Genomic DNA, 17,883 nt, shown 5'->3' with positions numbered 1-17,883 from the left:
CCTCAGGCAGCGAGCGGGAGCAGCGGATTCACCTCGACGGTGATGTGCACCAGTTCCTCATGCTCGGCCAGGCGGCGCTTGAAATAGTCGGCGCTGCCTTCCTCGGTGGTCAGCAGACTCAGTAGGCAGGCGTACTTGCCCTGGCCGACCTGCCACAGGTGCAGGTCGAGCAGTTCCGCCGGCAGCGGGCTGCTGGCGATCGCTGCGCGGATTTCCGCAGCCACCGGCGCGTCCATCTGCGCATCCAGCAATACCCGACTGCTCTGCCGGATCAGGCCGCATGCCCAGACACTGACCAGTACCGCGCCGACGATACCCATCAGCGGGTCCAGCCAGGCCGCGTTCCACAGCAGGCCGCCGGCCAGCGCGACGATCGCCAGCAGCGAGGTGGCGGCATCCGCCAGCACGTGCAGGTAGGCGGCGCGCAGATTCAGATCGTGCCGGTGGGCATGATGGTCGTGGTCGTGGTGATGGTGCGAGTGGTCGTGCCCGTGGTGGGCATGGCCGTCGCGCAGCAGCCAGGCGCAGGCGAGATTGACCAGCAGGCCGAGCGCGGCGACCAGCATCGCCTGCTGGTAGTGGATCGGGCTGGGGTCGAGCAGGCGTTCGACCGATTGGTAGAGCATCAGCCCGGCTACCAGCAGAAGCAGCAGGGCGCTGGTGTAGCTGCCGAGCACCTCGATCTTCCAGGTACCGAAGCTGAAGCGCGGGTCGTTGGCATAGCGCCGCGCGGCGCCGTAGGCGAGTACCGCAAGACCCAGGGCCAGGGCATGGGAGCTCATGTGCCAGCCGTCGGCGAGCAGGGCCATGGAGTTGAACAGCCAGCCGCCGGCGATTTCCGCGACCATCATGCAGGCGGTGAGCAATACCGCCCAGCGCGTGTTGCGCTCGGCCAGCGGGTTGCCCTGGTCGAACCGATGGGAATGGCGCAGGGGCTGGGTAGTCGGGGTGCCGGGCATTTGCTACTGTCCTGTCGAGACGTCGAAAATATACTATACCCCAGTATATTACCTGGAGGAGAGAGCGGTGGCCCATACCATCCATGGGAAGAAGAAGCTCCTGGCGCGGGTGCGCCGCATCGCCGGGCAGACCCGGGCGCTGGAGCAGGCGCTGGAAGAGGGCAGCGAATGCGCGGCGGTGCTGCAGCAGATCGCGGCGATCCGCGGTGCGGTGAACGGCCTGATGAACGAAGTGCTGGAGGGGCACATCCGCGAACACCTCGGCGCCGAGCAGGCGAGCGCGGAGCAGCGTCGCGAAGACCTGGAGCTGGTGGTGACCGCGCTGCGCTCCTACCTGAAGTAGCCATGTGCCGGCCGGTGCTTGGCCTGGAAGGGGCGGGGGACTAGACTATCGCGCCTTTTCACCAGCCCCCGATGCCATGGCCGCCAAAGTCGAACCCTTCTGGAAACGCAAGACCCTCGCCCAACTCGACCAGGACGAGTGGGAGTCGCTGTGCGACGGTTGCGGCTTGTGCTGCCTGCAGAAGCTCGAGGACGAGGACGACGGCAGCGTCTACTACACGCGTATCGCCTGCAAGCTGCTCGACCTGCAAAGCTGCCGCTGCACCAACTACGCCGAGCGCATCCGTTTCGTCCCCGACTGCATCCAGCTCACCCCGGCGCAGGCCGACGAGTTCCAGTGGTTGCCGCCGACCTGCGGCTATCGCCTGGTTGCCGAAGGCAAGGACCTGCCGCTCTGGCACCACCTGGTTTGCGGCGACCCGGAGCGGGTCCACAAGGAACGTATTTCCCAGTCCGGGCGCATGCTCAGCGAGACCCAGGTGGCCGAGGACGACTGGGAGGACTACCTGATCTTCCGCGCCGGCTGAGCTCGCGTCCGTCGCACTTCCTTACCTTGTGAAATGATATGTATTATCATTCGCATATTTGCGAAGGGACTTCCGTATCCGACGGAAGCGGGGAGGCGAGGTGTTGCAGCGGGTCAACGGCGCGGGGGGCGCCGCCGGAGGATGCACGGATGGATGAGCGCTTCCGTGGTTCCGTCTCGCATGCCTATCAGGCGTTTCATGGCGAGTTGCTGCGCTTCCTGCGCAAGCACCTGGGCAGTTCGGCGGACGCCGCCGACCTTGCCCAGGATATTTTCGCCCAGTGGCTGAAATGGCCGGGCCGGCAATCGGTCGAGCAGCCGCGCGCATTTCTTTTCCAGATCGCCCGCAACCTGTTGCGCGACCATTGGCGCCGGCAGCAGAGCCGCGGCCAGGATCTCGACCGGCCGGCGGCGAACGACGAACCCGCCGCGCTGGAAGGCGAGGCGGCCGGGCCGGGCGAGCGTTTCGAACAGCAGCAGCGCCTCAGCCACCTGGCGGCCGCGCTGGCCGAGTTGCCGCCGCGGCGGCGCGAAGCGTTCGTCCTGCACAAGTTCGACGGCCTGTCCCAGGTCGAAGTGGCCGAGCGCATGGGAATCTCCCTGAGCATGGTGGAAAAGCACATCGCCAGCGCCTTGCTGCACTGCAAGCGGCGGCTTGGCCAGGGAGGCGAAGGATGAAGCCGCTGGAACGACTGGAACCGCTGTTCGCCGACGAAACCGAAGAGGACATCGATCACCGCGCCGCCTACTGGTTCAGCCGGCGTCGTTCCGGGCATTTCAGCGCTGCCTGCCGGGCCGAGTTGGAGGATTGGCTACGCGCCGATCCGCGCTATCGCGAAGCGCTCGAGGGCATGGAGCGGCTCTGGCGCGAATTCGACGGCCTGCCGCGCCCGGCGCTGGACGATATTCCCGAGCCGGTGCCGGCCTGGCGCCTGCCACGGGCGCTGGCGGCGGCGTTCTTCGTGTTCTGCGCGCTGCTCGTCGCCACCCTGTTCTGGCGCGACCAGTCGCTCGGGCCGAACCTCGCCTACGGCACGGCGCCTGGCGAGCAGCGCGAGGTGGTCCTGGCGGACGGCTCGAAGCTGTTCCTCGACGTCGATACCCAGGTGCAGGTGCGTTACGCCGAGCGCACCCGCGACGTGCTGTTGAAGAAAGGCGAGGTGTTCTTCGTGGTCAGCCACGATCCGGCCCGGCCGTTCCGGGTCGGCAGCGGCGACAGCCGGGTCACCGTACTTGGCACCCAGTTCAGCGTCCGGCGCAACGCGCAGGCCCTCGCCGTGGCGGTGAAACAGGGGCGCGTGGCGTTGCAGCCGTCCCTGGAGAAGGATGCCGAACATGTGCTGCTGGCTGGCGACAGCGCGCGCCTGGACCTCGCCGACCAGCGCCTGGAACTCGGCCATGTGGCGCCGGAGCAGGTCGCCAGTTGGCGCGATGGGCAACTGGTGTTCCGCGACAAGCCGCTGGGCGAACTGGTGGAGGAACTGTCGCGCTATCGCGCCGCGCCGATCCGCCTGGGAGATCCCCGGCTTGCCGGCAAGCGGGTCTCCGGCACGGTGCGGATCGCCCGCCCCGACGATTTTCTCCTCGCCCTGCCGGCGCTATTGCCGGTGCGGGTACAGCCGCAGGCTGGCGGCGAGGTGCTGATCCTGGCGCGCTGAGGCGCGTCTTCAGCATTAATGAAAATATTTTTCATTCGCATATGTGGGTTTTTCTCCCTGCTGCGTCTTCTCTGCTGTCCGTCGCCGCTGCCGGCGACATCCAGCAGTCACTTGGGGAGAGTTCCAGCATGACCTTGCCTTTCACCCGCGCCGCCTGGCGCCCACTGTGTTCCGCCGCCGTGCTCGGCGCCGCGTTGTGGGCCGCCGGCGCCAGCGCTGCCGAACGACGCTTCGACCTGCCGGCGCAGCCGCTGGCCGCCTCGCTGTCGCGCCTGGCGCAGCAGGCGCAGGTCCAGGTGCTGTTCGACGAGTCGCTCCTGCGGGGCCTGCGCGCTCCGGCGCTGAGCGGCAGCTACGGGGTGCGCGAGGCGCTGGAGCGGTTGCTGGTCGGTTCCGAGCTGGAGCTGGTGGAGGCGGGCGGCGGCTACGTGGTGCGCCGGCGCCAGGTCGACGCCTACAGCGACAACGCGTTGCAACTGGACGCGCAGACCATCGTCGGCAACGGTCGCGAAGTGGACGCCAGCAACGTCGGCCGCTCGACCCTGACCCGGCGGGATATCGAACGCCAGCAGGCGGACAACATCCCCAGCCTGCTGCAGACCCTGCCCGGGGTGACCATGGGCGGCTCGCCCAAGCCGGGCGGACAGACCACCAACATCTGGGGCCTGGGCGACGCCGAGGACGTGCCCTATACCCTGGACGGCGCGCAGAAGAGCGGCTTCGAGCGCTACCAGCAAGGCACCGTGTTCATCGAACCGGAAATGATCAAGCGCATCGAGGTGGAGAAGGGGCCGCACTCGGTGTTCACCGGCAATGGCGGCTTCGGCGGCACCGTGCACATGGAGACCAAGGACGCCCCGGACCTGCTGCGCGAAGACCGCGACCTCGGCGCCATGCTCAAGTACGGCTATCACTCCAACGACCAGCAGAAGATCTACTCCGGCGCCGTGTTCGGTCGCAGCGAAGACCGCCGCGTCGATGCCCTGCTCTACCTCAACGGCCGCGACGGCCGCGACATGAAGCTGGCCGACAACCTGCCGCTGTCGCCCACCGACTACCCGATCAACCCCAAGCGCCTGCCCAACAGCGCCCAGGACGAGAAGACCGGCCTGTTCAAGCTCAACCTGCACCCCACCGAGGAGCACGACCTGGGCTTCACCTACCTGCGCTCGAAAAGCTCGCGCTGGACGCCGTTCTCCGCCAGCAGCTACCCGACCCCGCCGAGCCAGTGGACCATCGACCGCTACGGCTACGAGCTGGGCCTGACCCGCCTGCTGGCCCACCGCGATACCACCGACACCACCTGGACCGGCAAGTACAACTACCATCCGCTGGACAATCCCTGGATCGACCTGCAACTGAGCTATTCCGACGCCCGCACCGAGCAACTCGACCGTCGCGAGGACACCGCCTTCTACCAGCTCGCCACCGGCGGCAAGCGGATGCGTACCGAGTACCAGGACAAGGTCCTGGAACTGCGCAACACCAGCCGTTTCGATACCGGAGCGCTACAGCACGAGCTGACCCTGGGCACGGCGCTGCACAAGCACAAGCGCGACATCCTCATGCACATGCCGGGCAAGACCTACGAGACCCCGCGCTACAACTACGGCTGGCTGCAACCGGCATTCATGCCGGCCGGCAAGCAGGACACGCAGAGCTTCTACATCCAGGACGCGATCACCTACGGCAGCCTGACCGTCACCCCATCGATGCGCTTCGACAGCGTGCGCAACGACGGCCAGGCCAACCTGGCGCCGATCTACGACAATCCCAAGCTCGGCCATGACTATCGCGCCCAGACCTACTCCGGCTGGTCGCCGCGGCTGTCGGTGTTCTGGACCGCGACGCCGAACCTGGCGTTCTTCGCCGACTACACCGAGACCTGGCGAGCGCCGGTGATCGACGAGCAGTACGAAGTGCAGAACAGTTCGACCATCGGTGGCAGCAGCCGCGACCTGGACGCCGAGCGCATCCATGCGATCCGTGGCGGCAGCGTGATCAACCTGCCGGACCTGCTGGTCGCCGGCGACAGCCTGCAGATCCGCACCACGTTGTTCCAGAACCGCATCAAGGACGAGATATTCCGCACCCGCAGCGTCGGCTGCCGCCAGCAGTCGATCGACAACGGCAGTATCGGCGGTAGCTGCGGCGACATGCTGCCGCTGAGCAACTACCGCAACCTGCCGGGCCTGACCATCAAGGGCTTCGAGATCGAGAGCTTCTACGACAGCCAGCGGCTGTTCGGCAGCCTGTCCTACTCGTGGATGACCGGCAAGCACGATGGTGCCTACAGCAATCCCTGGGGACCGAACGTGTGGGCGCGCGACATCCCGCCGCCGAAGTGGGTGGCCATGCTCGGCCTGAAGGTTCCGGAATGGGACGCCAAGCTCGGCTGGCAGGGCGAGTTCGTGCGCAAGACCGACCGCCTGCCCAGCGATCGCTACAGCGGCGGGATGGGTACCGGTTCCGGCGATATCTACTGGGATCACGCGGCCAACGACAGCTACGACACCCATCGGCTGTTCGCCGAGTGGGTCCCGGCCAAGCTGGGCCTGAAGGACACCCGCATCGACTTCACCGTGGACAACCTGTTCAACCGCTCCTATCGCCAGCCGCTGGGCGGCGACCTGGTCTACAGCCAGGGACGCAACGCCAAGATCAGCGTCACCCAGTTCTTCTGAGGGGCGTCAGCGCACCGAACCGATGCGCCGGGTGTCCTCGGCATACCAGACGACGAACACCCGGCCGACCAGGTCGGCGCGCGGTACGTAGCCCCAGTAGCGGCTGTCGTTGGAGTTGTCGCGGTTGTCGCCGAGCATGAAGTAGTGGCCGGCGGGGACGGTCCGCTCGGCCATGCGCAGGGAGTCCGGCTGGTGCAGCGCCTGCTGCGCCAGGTAGGGCTCGGTCACCTGGTGGTCATTGACGTAGAGCCGGCCGCCATCGATTCGCACGCGATCGCCGGGTATCCCGGCGATGCGCTTCACATAGGCGATGCTGCGCTGCGGCGGGAAGCGGAACACCACCAGGTCGCCGACCTGCGGGTCGGCGAAGGCGTAGCGCGCGGCGTTGGCGAGGATGAAGTCGCCCTGTTGCAAGGTCGGTTCCATCGAGCGCGAAGGGATCTTGTACAGCGCCACGCCGAGGAGCCGCGCGCGCGGGTCGAGACTGGCGGTGCCGAACGGATTCGCCAGGTAGACGGCCAGCATGATCGCGGCGAGCAGGCCCATGGCGGGCCAGAAGCGTCGTTTCACGAAGGTTCCCTTTTTCGTGGCGGAAGGCCGGCGTCGCCGGCCCCCGCGGTCGTCATACCAGGCCGAGGACCTTGAGCAGGAAGGCGTATTCCAGCGCCACGTCCTTCAGCCCCTGGTAGCGGCCGCTCATGCCGCCGTGGCCGGCGCCGAGGTCGGTCTTGAGCAACAGCAGGTTGGCGTCGGTCCTGGTCGCCCGCAGTTTCGCCACCCACTTGGCGGCTTCCCAGTACTGCACGCGGCTGTCGTTGTAGCCGGCGACCACCAGCAGGTGCGGGTAGTCCTGGGCCCTGACGTTCTCGTAGGGCGCGTATGCGGCGATCCGCGCATGCACCTCGGGCTCCTGCGGGTTGCCCCACTCGTCGTATTCGGTGACGGTCAGCGGCAGGTCCGGATTGAGCATGCTGTTCAGCACGTCGACGAACGGCACCTCGGCGATCGCCGCGCCGAACAGTTGCGGGCGCTGGTTGAGCACCGCGCCGATCAACAGCCCGCCGGCGCTGCCGCCGCTGATGGCGAGGCCCTCGGGACGGCAGTAGCCCTCGGCGAGCAGGTGCTCGGCGCAGGCGATGAAGTCGTCGAAGCTGTTCTGCTTGTGTTCCAGCTTGCCGGCCCGGTACCAGGCTTCGCCCAGTTCGCCGCCGCCACGGACATGGGCGATGGCGAAGACGAAGCCGCGTTCGAGCAGGCTCAGGCGAGCGTGGGAGAACCAGGGATCGAGGCTATGCCCGTAGGCGCCGTAGCCATAGAGATAGAGCGGCGCGGGGCGCCCGGCGGCGATGCCGTCGAGGACTTCCTTGCGCGCCACCAGGCTGACCGGCACCTGCGTGCCGTCGCCGCTGCTGGCCCAGATGCGCCGGCTGGCGTAGGCGTCGGCGTCGAAGGGGCCTTCCACCGGGGTCTGCTTGAGGACGGTCTGCGTGCCATCGGCGAGGTTCAGCTGGCGTACCTGCGCCGGACGGTTCAGGGCCTCGTAGCGCAGTCGCACACAGGGGCTGTCGAATTCCAGGCTGTCCTGCACGTAGAGGCTGTAGGCGGCGTCCGGCAACTGCACGCGGTAGGCCGGCAGGCCCTGCGGTTGCACCTCGATCACCGGCAGGCCGCCGTCGCGCAGGCCGAGGATCACCGCCTCGGCGTTCAGGCTGACATCTTCCAGGGTCCGCTGCGGGTCGTGGGCCACGCGCAGTTGCCAGTGCTCGCGAGTCGGCCGCGACTCCTCGGCCTGGTAGAGGGCGAAGTTGATCCCCGCCTGGTTGCTGCGGATCAACCACAGGCCCCGGCCGTCGAGGCGACCGTGGTCGGGGTAGTACTCATGGCCTTCCTCGCGCGGCGCCAGGCAGCGGAACGTTCCCTGCGGCTGGTCGGCGTCGAGCACCCAGGCCTCGCTGGTGGTCTTGCTGTTGAGGAGGAGGATCAACTGGCGTTCCGAGCTGGAGCGGTAGCAGTGCAGGAAGAAGCGCCCGTCGCCTTCCTCGAACACCAGCTCGGCGCCGGCCTCGCCCAGGCGGTGGCGATAGAGCTTGTGCGGGCGGTGGGTGTCGTCCAGTTCGCCGAAGAACAGTGTGCGGTTGTCGTTGGCCCAGGTCAGGCTGCCGTCGCAGTCGTCGAAGGGCAGGGCCTGCACCGAGCCGCTGGCGAGGTCCTTGACGAACAGGCGGTAGATCTCGTCGCCGCTGGTGTCCAGGCTGTAGGCCAGCAGGCTCTGGTCGGGGCTGATGCTGAAGGCGCCGAGGGAGAGGAAGCCGCCGTCGGCCAACTGGTTGGGATCGAGCAACAGTTGCTCGGCGCCTTCGTCGACCGCCAGGCTGCCGTCCGCCGGACGTGGGCAGCGGTAGTGGCGCGGGTATTCATCGCCGGCGGTGGTGCGCTGGTAGTACAGCCACGGACCCCAGGGACTGGGCAACGACAGGTCGGTCTCGCGGATGCGTCCCCTGATCTCCTCGAACAGGGTCTCGCGCAACCCGGCCTGGTAGGCCAGTTCGCTATCCAGGTAGGCGTTCTCGGCCTTCAGGTAGTCGAGCACCTCCGGGGCGTCGCGCTCCTCCAGCCAGGCGTAGGGGTCGCGTCCGGCGTCGCGGCGGGCGATGGGGGGCTGCGGATGGGGCATCGGGAATCCTCGTCGATCCGGCCATGCGCGAGGCCGGGAAATCTGAATAAAACTGGCGGCGCGGCGCCCGCCATCGGTGGGTAGGCGCGTCGGCATGCAAAAGCGGCTATCATAAGCCCCCCATCACCGCTATCGCCACGCACGCCGCATGAATGAACAAGACTATCTGATCGCCTGGGGCGCCTACGCCATCGCCGGACTCGGCCTGATGCTGGTGTTCTGGCTGATGACCGGCTGGATGTGGCGCTGGCTGCGCGAACCCCTGCGGCTGATCGTCTTCATCCTGCTGTTCACGCCGACTCCGGTGGACCCGCAGAACGACCTCTACGCCCCGGCCATCGCCATCACCGCGCTGGACGTCGTGTTCAAGGTCGGCAACAACGCCTGGCGCGCGGTCTCCGACCTGGCCCTGGTGGCGCTGCTGGGTTTCGGCCTGTACCTGCTGATCGCCGCCATCCGCTGGCCGCTGGAGCGGGCCTGGAAGAATCGCCGGCATCCGTCGCAGGATGCCGAGGACGAGCCGACCCTGCGGCAGATGATGCAGCCCGAGTTGATGCCGGACGTCGACACCCGCACCGACGAGCACGGCGACCGGCGCATGCGCATCGAGCCGCGCCTGTAGCCTTTCGCGACGAAATCCATTCTTGCGCTACGCCCGGCAGGCGTTCAGCATGAGGCGAGGCCTATGTCGGGATTTCCCATGGATTGCGTGTTCTGCGCCATAGCGGGTGGCCGCGAGCCGGCGCACAGACTCTTCGAGGACGAGCATTTCATCGTCCTGCTGGACATCTTTCCGCTGCGACCGGCGCACGTGCTGATCGTAGCCCGCGAGCACGCCCCGCACCTGAGCGATCTTTCCGCCGCCGCCCGCGACGCCCTCCCGGCGCTCGCCGAGCGTACCGGTCGCGCATTGCGCCGGGCCGGTTTCGGCGTGGAAGGCATCAACCTGTTGCTCAACGATGGCGTGGCGGCCAACCAGCACGTGGCGCACCTGCATCTGCACCTGATTCCCCGGCGTCGCGGCGACCTGCCGCGACTGCTCTGGCGCGCCCTGACCCGTTTCCTGCCGGTTGGTCGCGCGAGCCTGCAGGCGCGTCTGCAGCGGGAAGGAGAACTACTACGTACAGCCTTGCTCAGGGAGGTTTGAGCCATGTGTGAACTATTGGGCATGAGCGCCAACGTCCCGACGGACATCGTCTTCAGCTTCACCGGACTGATGCAGCGCGGCGGCGGCACCGGCCCGCACCGCGACGGTTGGGGCATCGCCTTCTACGAAGGACGCGGCGTGCGGCTGTTCCAGGACCCGCTGGCGAGCGTCGATTCGGAGGTGGCGCGGCTGGTGCAGCGCTTCCCGATCAAGAGCGAGACGGTCATCGGGCACATCCGCCAGGCCAACGTCGGCAAGGTCGGGCTGAGCAACACCCACCCCTTCATCCGCGAACTCGGCGGGCGCTACTGGACCTTCGCGCACAATGGCCAACTGGCCGACTTCCAGCCCAAGCCCGGCTTCTACCGCCCGGTCGGCGAGACCGACAGCGAGGCGGCCTTCTGCGACCTGCTGAACCGCGTGCGCCGGGCTTTCCCCGAGCCGGTGCCGGTGGAGGTGCTGTTGCCGGTGCTGATCTCGGCCTGTGACGAATATCGCAAGAAAGGCGTGTTCAATGCCCTGATCAGCGACGGCGACTGGCTGTTCACCTTCTGCTCCAGCAAACTCGCCTACATTACCCGCCGCGCGCCGTTCGGCCCGGCACGGTTGAAGGATGCCGACCTGACCGTGGACTTCCATGCGGAAACCACGCCGGACGACGTGGTCACGGTGATCGCCACCGAGCCGCTCACCGACAACGAGAACTGGACTTTGCAGCAGAGCGGCGAGTGGGTCCTCTGGTGGGGCGGCGAGGTGTTGGCCAAGGGGCGGGTCTGAATCGCCGCCGTGGACGAGGAGAGCGCATGTTCCGCAGTTACCTGAGACTGGTGCTGTTCACCCTGGGCCTGCTGCTCGGGGTGCAGGTGCCCGGCTTCATCGACGACTACGCCAAACGCGTCGACGCCCATCGCCTGGAGGCCGCGCAGAACATCCAGGGCTTCCAGCAGACCGCCGGACAGTTCTTCAACGGCAGCCTGGAGGAACTGGTCAGGCATTACCGCAGCAACAGCGATCCGGTGTTCCAGCGCGACGGCGAGAACCTCGACCGCCTGATGCGCCGCGCGCGCATGCTCGACGCCGAGTGGCAGGCCATGCAGGGGCCCTGGTACGCCCGCGCCTGGCACATGCTGCGCGCACCGAACCATGAGTTGCTGATGGAAACCTATGCCAGCTACAGCTACCAGGTCCTGCTCAAGCCCGAGGTGATCGCCTGGGGCCTGGGCTGCGCCTTGCTGGTCGCCTGGATCGCCGAGCTGATCGTGTATTCGCTGGCCTCGCTGTTCGGCTTCGGCGAAGACCGCCGCACCCGCGAGCGTCACTGGAGCTGACGGCGCGACTCAGGCCGCCGCCAGTTCCAGGAACGCCCTGATCACCCGCAGGCCGCGGCGCTTCTCCAGGCAGCCGATCAGGTGGCAGTTGGTCAGCTCGGGACCGACCAGCGGCACCGCGCGAACCCGCGGATCGTTGCCGACCTCCAGGGAAGACACCACGCCGACGCCCAGTTCGGCGGCCACCGCTTCGGTCACCGCTTCCCGGCTGTCCAGCTCCAGCAGCACCCGCGGCTGCACGCCCTGGCTGGCGCAGGCGCGGTCGAAGGTGCGGCGGGTGATCGAGCCGGGTTCGCGCAGCACCATGATCTGCTGGTCGAGTTCTTCCAGCGGTACGCCTTCGCTGCGTTCGCACCAGGGATGCTGGCGAGGCAGCAGGGCGCAGATGCGCGAATTCACCAACTCCTCCAGGAACAGCCCGGGACGCGCCTCGACCTCGGTCAGCACGGCGACGTCGACGTGTTCGCTGAGCAGCGCCGCGAGGGTTTCCTGGGCGTTGCCCAGGCGCAGGTTGACGGTGATTCCCGGATAGCTCGCGCGCAGCCGGGCGAGCATCGGCATCACCAGGTGCGGGCCGTCGGCGGCGACCTCGAGGCGGCCGGAGACCAATTGTCGATTGGCGTCGAGCAGGGCCTCGGCTTCTTCCTCCAGGGCGAACAGGGTGCGTGTGATCGCCACCAGGCGCGAGCCTTCCTCGGTCAGTTCGATGCGCCGGGCGGTGCGTCGGAACAGGGTGACCTGGTAGTGCTCCTCGAGTGCCTTGACGTGTCCGGTCACCGCCGGCTGGCTGATGCACAGGCGCTCGGCGGCGCGGGTGAAACTGCCTTCGCGGGCGACGGCGTCGAAGGCGCGGAGCTGGAAGAGATTCATGGTATCGGCCTGGCTTATGGCTGGCATCGGAACAAACAATTTGAACGATAGTAGCGCGGCGCTCACCTTATGTCTCCAGGCTTCCCCGGAACGCCGGCGCGGAACGACCGCCCGGGCCGCGAAGCCCGATCCGGTTTCTTTCGCCGATTCCCGCAGAGGAAATGAGCATGAGCACTGCCGAACGCGCACCTATCCTGCTGACCCCCGGTCCGCTGACCACCTCCTACCGTACCCGTCGGGCGATGATGGTCGACTGGGGCTCCTGGGACAGCGATTTCAACGAACTCACCGCCAGCGTCTGCCAGCGCCTGCTGAAGATCGTCGGCGGCGAAGGCAGCCACACCTGCGTACCGTTGCAGGGCAGCGGCACCTTCGCCGTGGAAGCGGCGATCGGCACCCTGGTGCCGCGCGACGGCAAGGTCCTGGTGTTGATCAACGGTGCCTACGGCAAGCGCCTGGCGAAGATCTGCGAGGTCCTGCAACGGCCCTTCAGCACCTTCGAGACCGAAGAGAACGTGCCGACCACCGCCGCTGACGTCGAGCGCCTGCTGGCCGCCGATCCGGCGATCAGCCATGTGGCGCTGATCCACTGCGAGACCAGCACCGGCATCCTCAATCCGCTCGAGGCCATCGCCAAGGTCGTCGAGCGTCACGGCAAGCGCCTGATCGTCGATGCCATGAGCTCCTTCGGGGCGATCGGGATCGATGCCCGGAAAGTTCCGTTCGATGCCTTGATCGCCGCCTCCGGCAAGTGCCTGGAGGGCGTCCCCGGGATGGGCTTCGTCTTCGCCCGCAGCGCCGCCCTGGAAGCCAGCGCCGGCAACTGCCACTCCCTGGCCATGGACCTGCAGGACCAGCACGCCTATATGCGCAAGACCGGGCAGTGGCGCTTCACCCCGCCGACCCATGTGGTCGCCGCCCTGCACGAAGCGCTCAGCCAGTACGAAGAGGAGGGCGGCCTGCCGGCGCGCCAGCGGCGCTACGCGAGCAATTGCGAAACGCTGCTCGGCGAGATGGCCCGGCTCGGTTTCCGCAGCTTCCTGCCGGCGGAAATCCAGGCGCCGATCATCGTTACCTTCCACGCGCCGCGCGATCCGCGCTACCGCTTCGCCGACTTCTACCAACGCGTGCGGGAGAAGGGCTTCATCCTCTATCCGGGCAAGTTGACCCAGGTGGAAACCTTCCGCGTCGGCTGCATCGGCCACGTCGACGCCGCGGAGATGCGGCAGGCGGTCGCCGCCATCGGCGAGGCGCTGCGCGAACTGGAAGTCCTCGAGATCTGAACTGAACGACAACGAGCAGAAAAGGGTTCACGACAATGAATTACAACCAGCCAGCCACCCTCCAGGCCGCCATCCTCGACTGGGCGGGAACCGTGGTCGATTTCGGCTCCTTCGCGCCGACCCAAATCTTCGTCGAGGCTTTCGCCGAATTCGGCGTCCAGGTCAGCCTGGAGGAAGCGCGCGGTCCGATGGGAATGGGCAAGTGGGACCACATCCGCACCCTCTGCGACATCCCGGCGATCGCCGAGCGCTACCGCGCCGTCTTCGGCCGCCTGCCCAGCGACGACGATGTCACCGCCATCTACGAGCGCTTCATGCCGCTGCAGATCGAAAAGATCGCCGAACATTCGGCGCTGATCCCCGGCGCCCTGCAGGCGATCGCCGAACTCCGCGGGATGGGCCTGAAGATCGGTTCCTGTTCCGGTTATCCGGCGGTGGTGATGGAGAAGGTGGTAGCCCTGGCCGAGACCAACGGTTACGTCGCCGACCACGTGGTGGCCACCGACGAAGTGCCCAACGGCCGGCCATGGCCGGCCCAGGCGCTGGCCAACGTGATCGCCCTGGGGATCGACGATGTGGCGGCCTGCGTGAAGGTCGACGACACCTGGCCGGGTATCCTCGAAGGGCGCCGCGCCGGGATGTGGACGGTGGCGCTGACCTGCTCGGGCAATGCCCTGGGCCTCACCTACGAGCAGTACAAGGCGCTGCCGGCGGCCGAACTGGAGCGCGAGCGGACGCGTATCGAACAGATGTTCGAAGGTTCGCGTCCGCACTACCTGATCGAGACCATCGCCGAGCTGCCGGCGGTGGTCCGCGACATCAATGCGCGCCTGGCGCGCGGCGAGATGCCGCAGGGTAACTGAGCCACGTCTGTGCCGAGGCCGCCGCGGGCAACCGCGGCGGCCTCGGTTTTCTAACCGGCGTCCGGGTGCCCCAGGCGAGTCTTGAGGAAGTCGATGAACGCGCGGACCTTCGACGGCAGGTGGCGGGTCGGCGGATAAACGGCATGCACGCCCTGGAGCGGAAACCCGTGGTCCGCCAGCAGGCGTTGCAGTGCGCCGCAGCGCAAGTCGGCCTGCACCAGCCAGTCCGGCAGCACGGCGATACCCAGGCCGTCGAGGGCAAAGGCGCGCAGGGCCGCGGCGTTGTCGGCCAGCAGCATGGGATGGCGCGGTCCGCGGTAGCTGCGCAGGGCGCCGTCGGGGGCGCGTACTTGCCAGGGCAGGGAGTCCGCCAGCCGGCTGTGACCGAGATTCTGCAGGCGCTCCAGACTCTCCAGGTCGGTCGGCGGCGGTTCGCCGAGCGCCGCCAGGCAGGCCGGGCTGGCCACCGCCAGGACCTCGAAGCTGGCCAGTTGCACCGCATGGTGGGTGGAGTCCTCCAGGCGCCCCAGGCGGATCGCGACGTCGAAGCGTTCGCCAATCAGGTCGGCATGCAGCGATGAGGTCGACAATTGTACCTGCAACGCCGGGTGCAGCCGGGCGAATGCCTGCAGGGCCGGCACCAGTTGGCGCAGGCCGTATTCCTGGGTGGTGGTGACGCGCAGGCTGCCACGCAGTTCGCCATGCTCGGCGCGGGCGTCGTCGATGGCCAGGCGCGCCTCGTCGAGCACCTTCACGCAGCGCTGGTAGAAGCGTTCGCCAGCATCGGTCAGGGCCAACCGCCGGGTGCTGCGGCTGAGCAGAGAAACGCCCAGCTCGGCCTCCAGCCGCTTGAGGTTGAAGCTGACTACCGCACGCGTCTGGCCGAGGGTGTCGGCGGCGGCGCTGAGGGAACCGCAGTCGACCACGGCGCGAAAGGTTTCGAAGCGGTCGAGGCTGACCATGGAAGGCGACCCTATTGTCAAATTCGATTTGACAGTCTATGCGCGATTAGCCTCTCCAGATAGCGCGAGCGCCTCGCTATGCTCCCCGGCAAACCTCCGGAGCGCCCATGAATCAACCGTCCCGCCTGGCCACTTTGTACCTGCTGGGGTTCGCCCTGGACCTGGTGAACATCTTCATCGCCAGCGTCGCCTACCCGGACATCGGGCGTTCCCTTGGCGCTTCGGTGGCGACCCTGGCGTGGATCGGCAACACCTACCTGCTCGGCTTGACCCTGGTGATTCCGTTGAGCGTCTGGCTCGCTTCGCGCCTGGGAGAACGGCGACTGATGCTGCTGGCACTGGCCGGTTTCGCCAGCGCTTCGCTGGGTTGCGGCCTGGCTGGATCGGCGGCGACGTTGATCGTCTGGCGCCTGTGCCAGGGGTTGGCCGGCGGGTTACTGATCCCCCTCGGCCAGGCCATGGCCTATCGGAATGTCCCGTCGTCGGCACGGGCCGGCCTGACCGCACGGGTGATGCTGGTGGCGCTGATCGTTCCCGCCGTGGCGCCTGCCCTCGGCGGCTGGCTGGTGGACAGCCTGTCCTGGCGTGGGATCTTCTTCGCCAGCGTGGCGCCGGCGCTGCTGGTGCTGGCCCTGGCGATGCGCTGGCTGCCCAGGCACAAGCATGCGGCGCAGCGCCTGGACCTGCGCGGCCTGCTGCTCGGCTCGGCGGCGCTGGCCACGCTGCTGGTGGCGCTCGCCTGGCTGGGATCGCCCGGCGGCGGCGGGCGTGGCCTGCTCCTGGCGCTGCTGGCCTGCGTGCTGGGCTGCTGCTACTGGCGTGACGGGCGCGCTCGTACCGACGCGCTGCTCGACCTTGGCTTGCTGGAGGCGCCATTGCTGCGTACGGCGATGCTGGTCTATCTCTGCGTGCCGGGAGCCTTCATGGGCGCCAACCTGGTCGCCATGCTCTATCTGCAAGGCCCCCTCGGCCTCAGCGCGAGCCGTGCCGGTGCGCTGATGCTGCCCTGGGCGCTGGCGGCCGGCCTGGCCATCGGCCTGACCCGGCGACGCTTCAATCGCTGGGGGCCGAAATCCTTGCTGCTGGCGGGCATGGCGATACAGGCCGGCGGCCTGCTGTGGCTGGCTCGAAGCGGGGAGGGGAGCGGCTTCTGGCAACTGGCGGGGGCCTACGCGACCATGGGATTCGGCGGCAGCCTGTGTAGCAGCGCGGCACAGGGCATGGCCTTGCTCGACGTCCCGGCGGCGCGCATGGGCCATGCCAGCGCCTTGTGGAACATCAATCGGCAACTGGCGTTCTGCCTGGGCATGGCCGTGCTCGGTGGGTTGCTCAACCTGTTGCAGGCGCGGGCCGACCCCGCGGCCTTCGTCCACTGCTTCCTGTTCGCCGCCGCTTTCACGCTATTGCCTCTGCCGTGGGTGAGGCGTATCGATTCCGCCGGGGTTCGCGCCCTGGTCCAGACCTGAAAGGAGCTACACCATGACTTGTGCCTACCGCCGGGAAATCCACCATGCCCACGTGGCGATCCGCGACTGGCTGGCCGGCGACTCACGGGCTGACGCGCTGGATGCGTTGATGGCGCGTTTCGCCGAGGACTTCTCGATGGTCACGCCGCATGGCGTGGTCCTGGACAAGACTGCTCTGGGCGAGCTGTTCCGCAGCAAGGGCGGCACCCGTCCTGGGCTGCGCATCGAGATCGACGGCGAGAGTCTGCTGGCTTCAGGCGTGGATGGCGCGACCCTGGCCTATCGGGAAATCCAGTCCGACGCGGCGGGTCGCAGCGAGCGCCTGTCCACCGTAGTCCTGCACCGTGACGACGAAGGGCGGCTGTACTGGCGCCACCTGCAGGAAACCTTCTGCGGCTGAGCCTGCCTCAGTCGCTGGCACCGAGCAGGCGCAGGAAGGCATCGGCGAGTTCGCCGGCCAGCGGCTGGGTATCCAGGCGGCCGCCGGCGATGGCGTCGTCGGCGGCGCCATGCAGCCCGGAGTAGAGCAGCAGGGCGTTCAGCCGTGGGTTGCGCAGCGGCCAGGCGCCGGCCGCCGCGCCGTTCTCCAGTAGCTCCGCCAATTGCTCCAGCACGCGGTCGCGCTCCTGGTTGCCGCGCTGGTGGTGATGGTGTTCGCTGTAGACCACATCGTGCAGCCGGTAGCCCTCCAGGTAGCCCGCCAGGCCGCTCTCGGTCCAGGCGCGCAGGCGGCCGGGATGGTCGTTCGCCGGACAGGCCTCGACGGCATTCGCGATGCGCTGCTGGAAAGCCTGGGTGAAGCGCTCGCGCAGGGCCAGGAGGATGTCGGTCTTGGCTTGGAAGTAGTGATAGAAGGTACCCTTGGCGACCCCCGCGGCAGCGACGATGTCGCTGATGGTGGTGGCGTCCACACCCTTGTCTAGGAACAGTTGCTGCGCCGCCGCCATCAGTTCCTCGAGACGAACCTCCGCAGGCTTGGTGCGCGGTTGGCGGGCAGGCTGTTCGGCGTGGCGATCGGGCATGGAGCGCGGGTCCGGTGGTTGGGTTGGCCGCAGTGTAAAAGAGCGTGGAGGGGAAGACGAGGCATGACAGGAAGATGAGAATGTTTCGCGATATTTATT

At 67.6% G+C, this 17,883-nt stretch carries 19 protein-coding genes; 13 read left to right on the top strand and 6 right to left on the bottom strand.

The features are described from left to right. Nucleotides 1–2: 2 nt before the first annotated feature. On the bottom strand, nt 3–959 hold the full coding sequence (gene aitP, locus M6E97_RS16470; RefSeq protein WP_009314869.1) for a CDF family iron/cobalt efflux transporter AitP: 957 nt from the start codon (nt 957–959) through the stop codon (nt 3–5). A gap of 67 nt (nt 960–1,026) precedes the next feature. Here aitP and M6E97_RS16465 point away from each other — a divergent pair, with 67 nt between their 5' ends. The 5 genes from M6E97_RS16465 to hxuC all read left to right on the top strand — a co-directional run bounded on the left by M6E97_RS16465 (nt 1,027) and on the right by hxuC (nt 6,169). Then, complete coding sequence (locus tag M6E97_RS16465; RefSeq protein ID WP_003082658.1) at nt 1,027–1,302, top strand: metal/formaldehyde-sensitive transcriptional repressor; 276 nt, start codon at nt 1,027–1,029, stop codon at nt 1,300–1,302. Between the two features lie 76 nt (nt 1,303–1,378). Next, nucleotides 1,379–1,828, top strand: coding sequence for a YcgN family cysteine cluster protein (locus tag M6E97_RS16460; RefSeq protein WP_003082662.1), 450 nt, complete (start codon nt 1,379–1,381; stop codon nt 1,826–1,828). Nucleotides 1,829–1,977: 149 nt separating this feature from the next. After that, nucleotides 1,978–2,505, top strand: coding sequence for an RNA polymerase sigma factor (locus tag M6E97_RS16455; protein ID WP_023112180.1), 528 nt, complete (start codon nt 1,978–1,980; stop codon nt 2,503–2,505). Further along, nucleotides 2,502–3,485, top strand: coding sequence for a FecR family protein (locus M6E97_RS16450; protein ID WP_023110233.1), 984 nt, complete (start codon nt 2,502–2,504; stop codon nt 3,483–3,485). Before M6E97_RS16455 ends, M6E97_RS16450 begins: the two co-directional genes overlap by 4 nt. Nucleotides 3,486–3,613: 128 nt before the next feature. Next, the gene (gene hxuC, locus M6E97_RS16445) at nt 3,614–6,169 is read left to right on the top strand and encodes a heme receptor HxuC (RefSeq protein WP_023112179.1); all 2,556 of its coding nucleotides are present in this window, start codon (nt 3,614–3,616) and stop codon (nt 6,167–6,169) included. 6 nt (nt 6,170–6,175) lie between these two features. Here hxuC and lepB read toward each other — a convergent pair whose 3' ends face one another. Both lepB and M6E97_RS16435 read right to left on the bottom strand, forming a co-directional pair. Further along, entirely contained in the window at nt 6,176–6,715 is a 540-nt protein-coding gene (gene lepB / locus M6E97_RS16440) for a signal peptidase I (protein WP_023112178.1), read from the bottom strand. A 76-nt stretch (nt 6,716–6,791) separates the two neighbouring features. Next, nucleotides 6,792–8,843 (bottom strand): S9 family peptidase, encoded by a 2,052-nt coding sequence (locus tag M6E97_RS16435; protein WP_033937660.1) that lies wholly within the window; start codon nt 8,841–8,843, stop codon nt 6,792–6,794. Nucleotides 8,844–8,991: 148 nt separating this feature from the next. On the opposite strand from M6E97_RS16435, the gene M6E97_RS16430 reads away from it, so the two are divergent. The 4 genes from M6E97_RS16430 to M6E97_RS16415 all read left to right on the top strand — a co-directional run bounded on the left by M6E97_RS16430 (nt 8,992) and on the right by M6E97_RS16415 (nt 11,318). Beyond that, the gene (locus M6E97_RS16430) at nt 8,992–9,465 is read left to right on the top strand and encodes a hypothetical protein (protein ID WP_003086834.1); all 474 of its coding nucleotides are present in this window, start codon (nt 8,992–8,994) and stop codon (nt 9,463–9,465) included. A 63-nt stretch (nt 9,466–9,528) separates the two neighbouring features. After that, a complete protein-coding gene (locus M6E97_RS16425) occupies nt 9,529–9,990 on the top strand; it encodes an HIT family protein (protein WP_003133454.1) in 462 nt (153 codons plus the stop codon). A gap of 3 nt (nt 9,991–9,993) precedes the next feature. Continuing rightward, nucleotides 9,994–10,767 (top strand): class II glutamine amidotransferase, encoded by a 774-nt coding sequence (locus M6E97_RS16420; RefSeq protein WP_003082680.1) that lies wholly within the window; start codon nt 9,994–9,996, stop codon nt 10,765–10,767. 26 nt (nt 10,768–10,793) lie between these two features. Further along, nucleotides 10,794–11,318 (top strand): DUF2937 family protein, encoded by a 525-nt coding sequence (locus M6E97_RS16415; protein WP_003086848.1) that lies wholly within the window; start codon nt 10,794–10,796, stop codon nt 11,316–11,318. A gap of 9 nt (nt 11,319–11,327) precedes the next feature. On the opposite strand, the gene M6E97_RS16410 is transcribed toward M6E97_RS16415, so the two are convergent. Next, nucleotides 11,328–12,188 carry a LysR substrate-binding domain-containing protein gene (locus M6E97_RS16410; protein ID WP_003109262.1) on the bottom strand — a complete coding sequence of 287 codons (861 nt, stop codon included), beginning with the start codon at nt 12,186–12,188 and terminating at the stop codon, nt 11,328–11,330. A gap of 167 nt (nt 12,189–12,355) precedes the next feature. Between M6E97_RS16410 and phnW the strand changes: the two genes are divergently transcribed. Both phnW and phnX read left to right on the top strand, forming a co-directional pair. After that, entirely contained in the window at nt 12,356–13,471 is a 1,116-nt protein-coding gene (phnW, locus tag M6E97_RS16405) for a 2-aminoethylphosphonate--pyruvate transaminase (RefSeq protein ID WP_003086851.1), read from the top strand. 35 nt (nt 13,472–13,506) lie between these two features. After that, nucleotides 13,507–14,334 carry a phosphonoacetaldehyde hydrolase gene (phnX, locus tag M6E97_RS16400; RefSeq protein WP_003100114.1) on the top strand — a complete coding sequence of 276 codons (828 nt, stop codon included), beginning with the start codon at nt 13,507–13,509 and terminating at the stop codon, nt 14,332–14,334. Between the two features lie 50 nt (nt 14,335–14,384). Here the strand turns inward: phnX and M6E97_RS16395 are convergent, their stop codons facing one another. Beyond that, nucleotides 14,385–15,296 (bottom strand): LysR family transcriptional regulator, encoded by a 912-nt coding sequence (locus M6E97_RS16395; protein WP_003133443.1) that lies wholly within the window; start codon nt 15,294–15,296, stop codon nt 14,385–14,387. Between the two features lie 107 nt (nt 15,297–15,403). Here M6E97_RS16395 and M6E97_RS16390 point away from each other — a divergent pair, with 107 nt between their 5' ends. Both M6E97_RS16390 and M6E97_RS16385 read left to right on the top strand, forming a co-directional pair. Then, nucleotides 15,404–16,762: an MDR family MFS transporter gene (locus tag M6E97_RS16390; protein ID WP_003133440.1), complete on the top strand. Its 1,359-nt coding sequence runs from the start codon at nt 15,404–15,406 to the stop codon at nt 16,760–16,762. Nucleotides 16,763–16,775: 13 nt separating this feature from the next. Then, complete coding sequence (locus tag M6E97_RS16385) at nt 16,776–17,162, top strand: DUF4440 domain-containing protein (protein ID WP_003082694.1); 387 nt, start codon at nt 16,776–16,778, stop codon at nt 17,160–17,162. 7 nt (nt 17,163–17,169) lie between these two features. Here the strand turns inward: M6E97_RS16385 and M6E97_RS16380 are convergent, their stop codons facing one another. Then, nucleotides 17,170–17,784 (bottom strand): TetR/AcrR family transcriptional regulator, encoded by a 615-nt coding sequence (locus M6E97_RS16380; protein WP_003082696.1) that lies wholly within the window; start codon nt 17,782–17,784, stop codon nt 17,170–17,172. Between the last annotated feature and the right edge of the window lie 99 nt (nt 17,785–17,883).

Source organism: Pseudomonas sp. B111, assembly GCF_026428275.1.
Classification (GTDB): domain Bacteria; phylum Pseudomonadota; class Gammaproteobacteria; order Pseudomonadales; family Pseudomonadaceae; genus Pseudomonas; species Pseudomonas aeruginosa.
The sequence above is the reverse complement of the archived record's forward strand: the minus strand, read 5'-3'. Positions and strand labels throughout refer to the sequence as shown.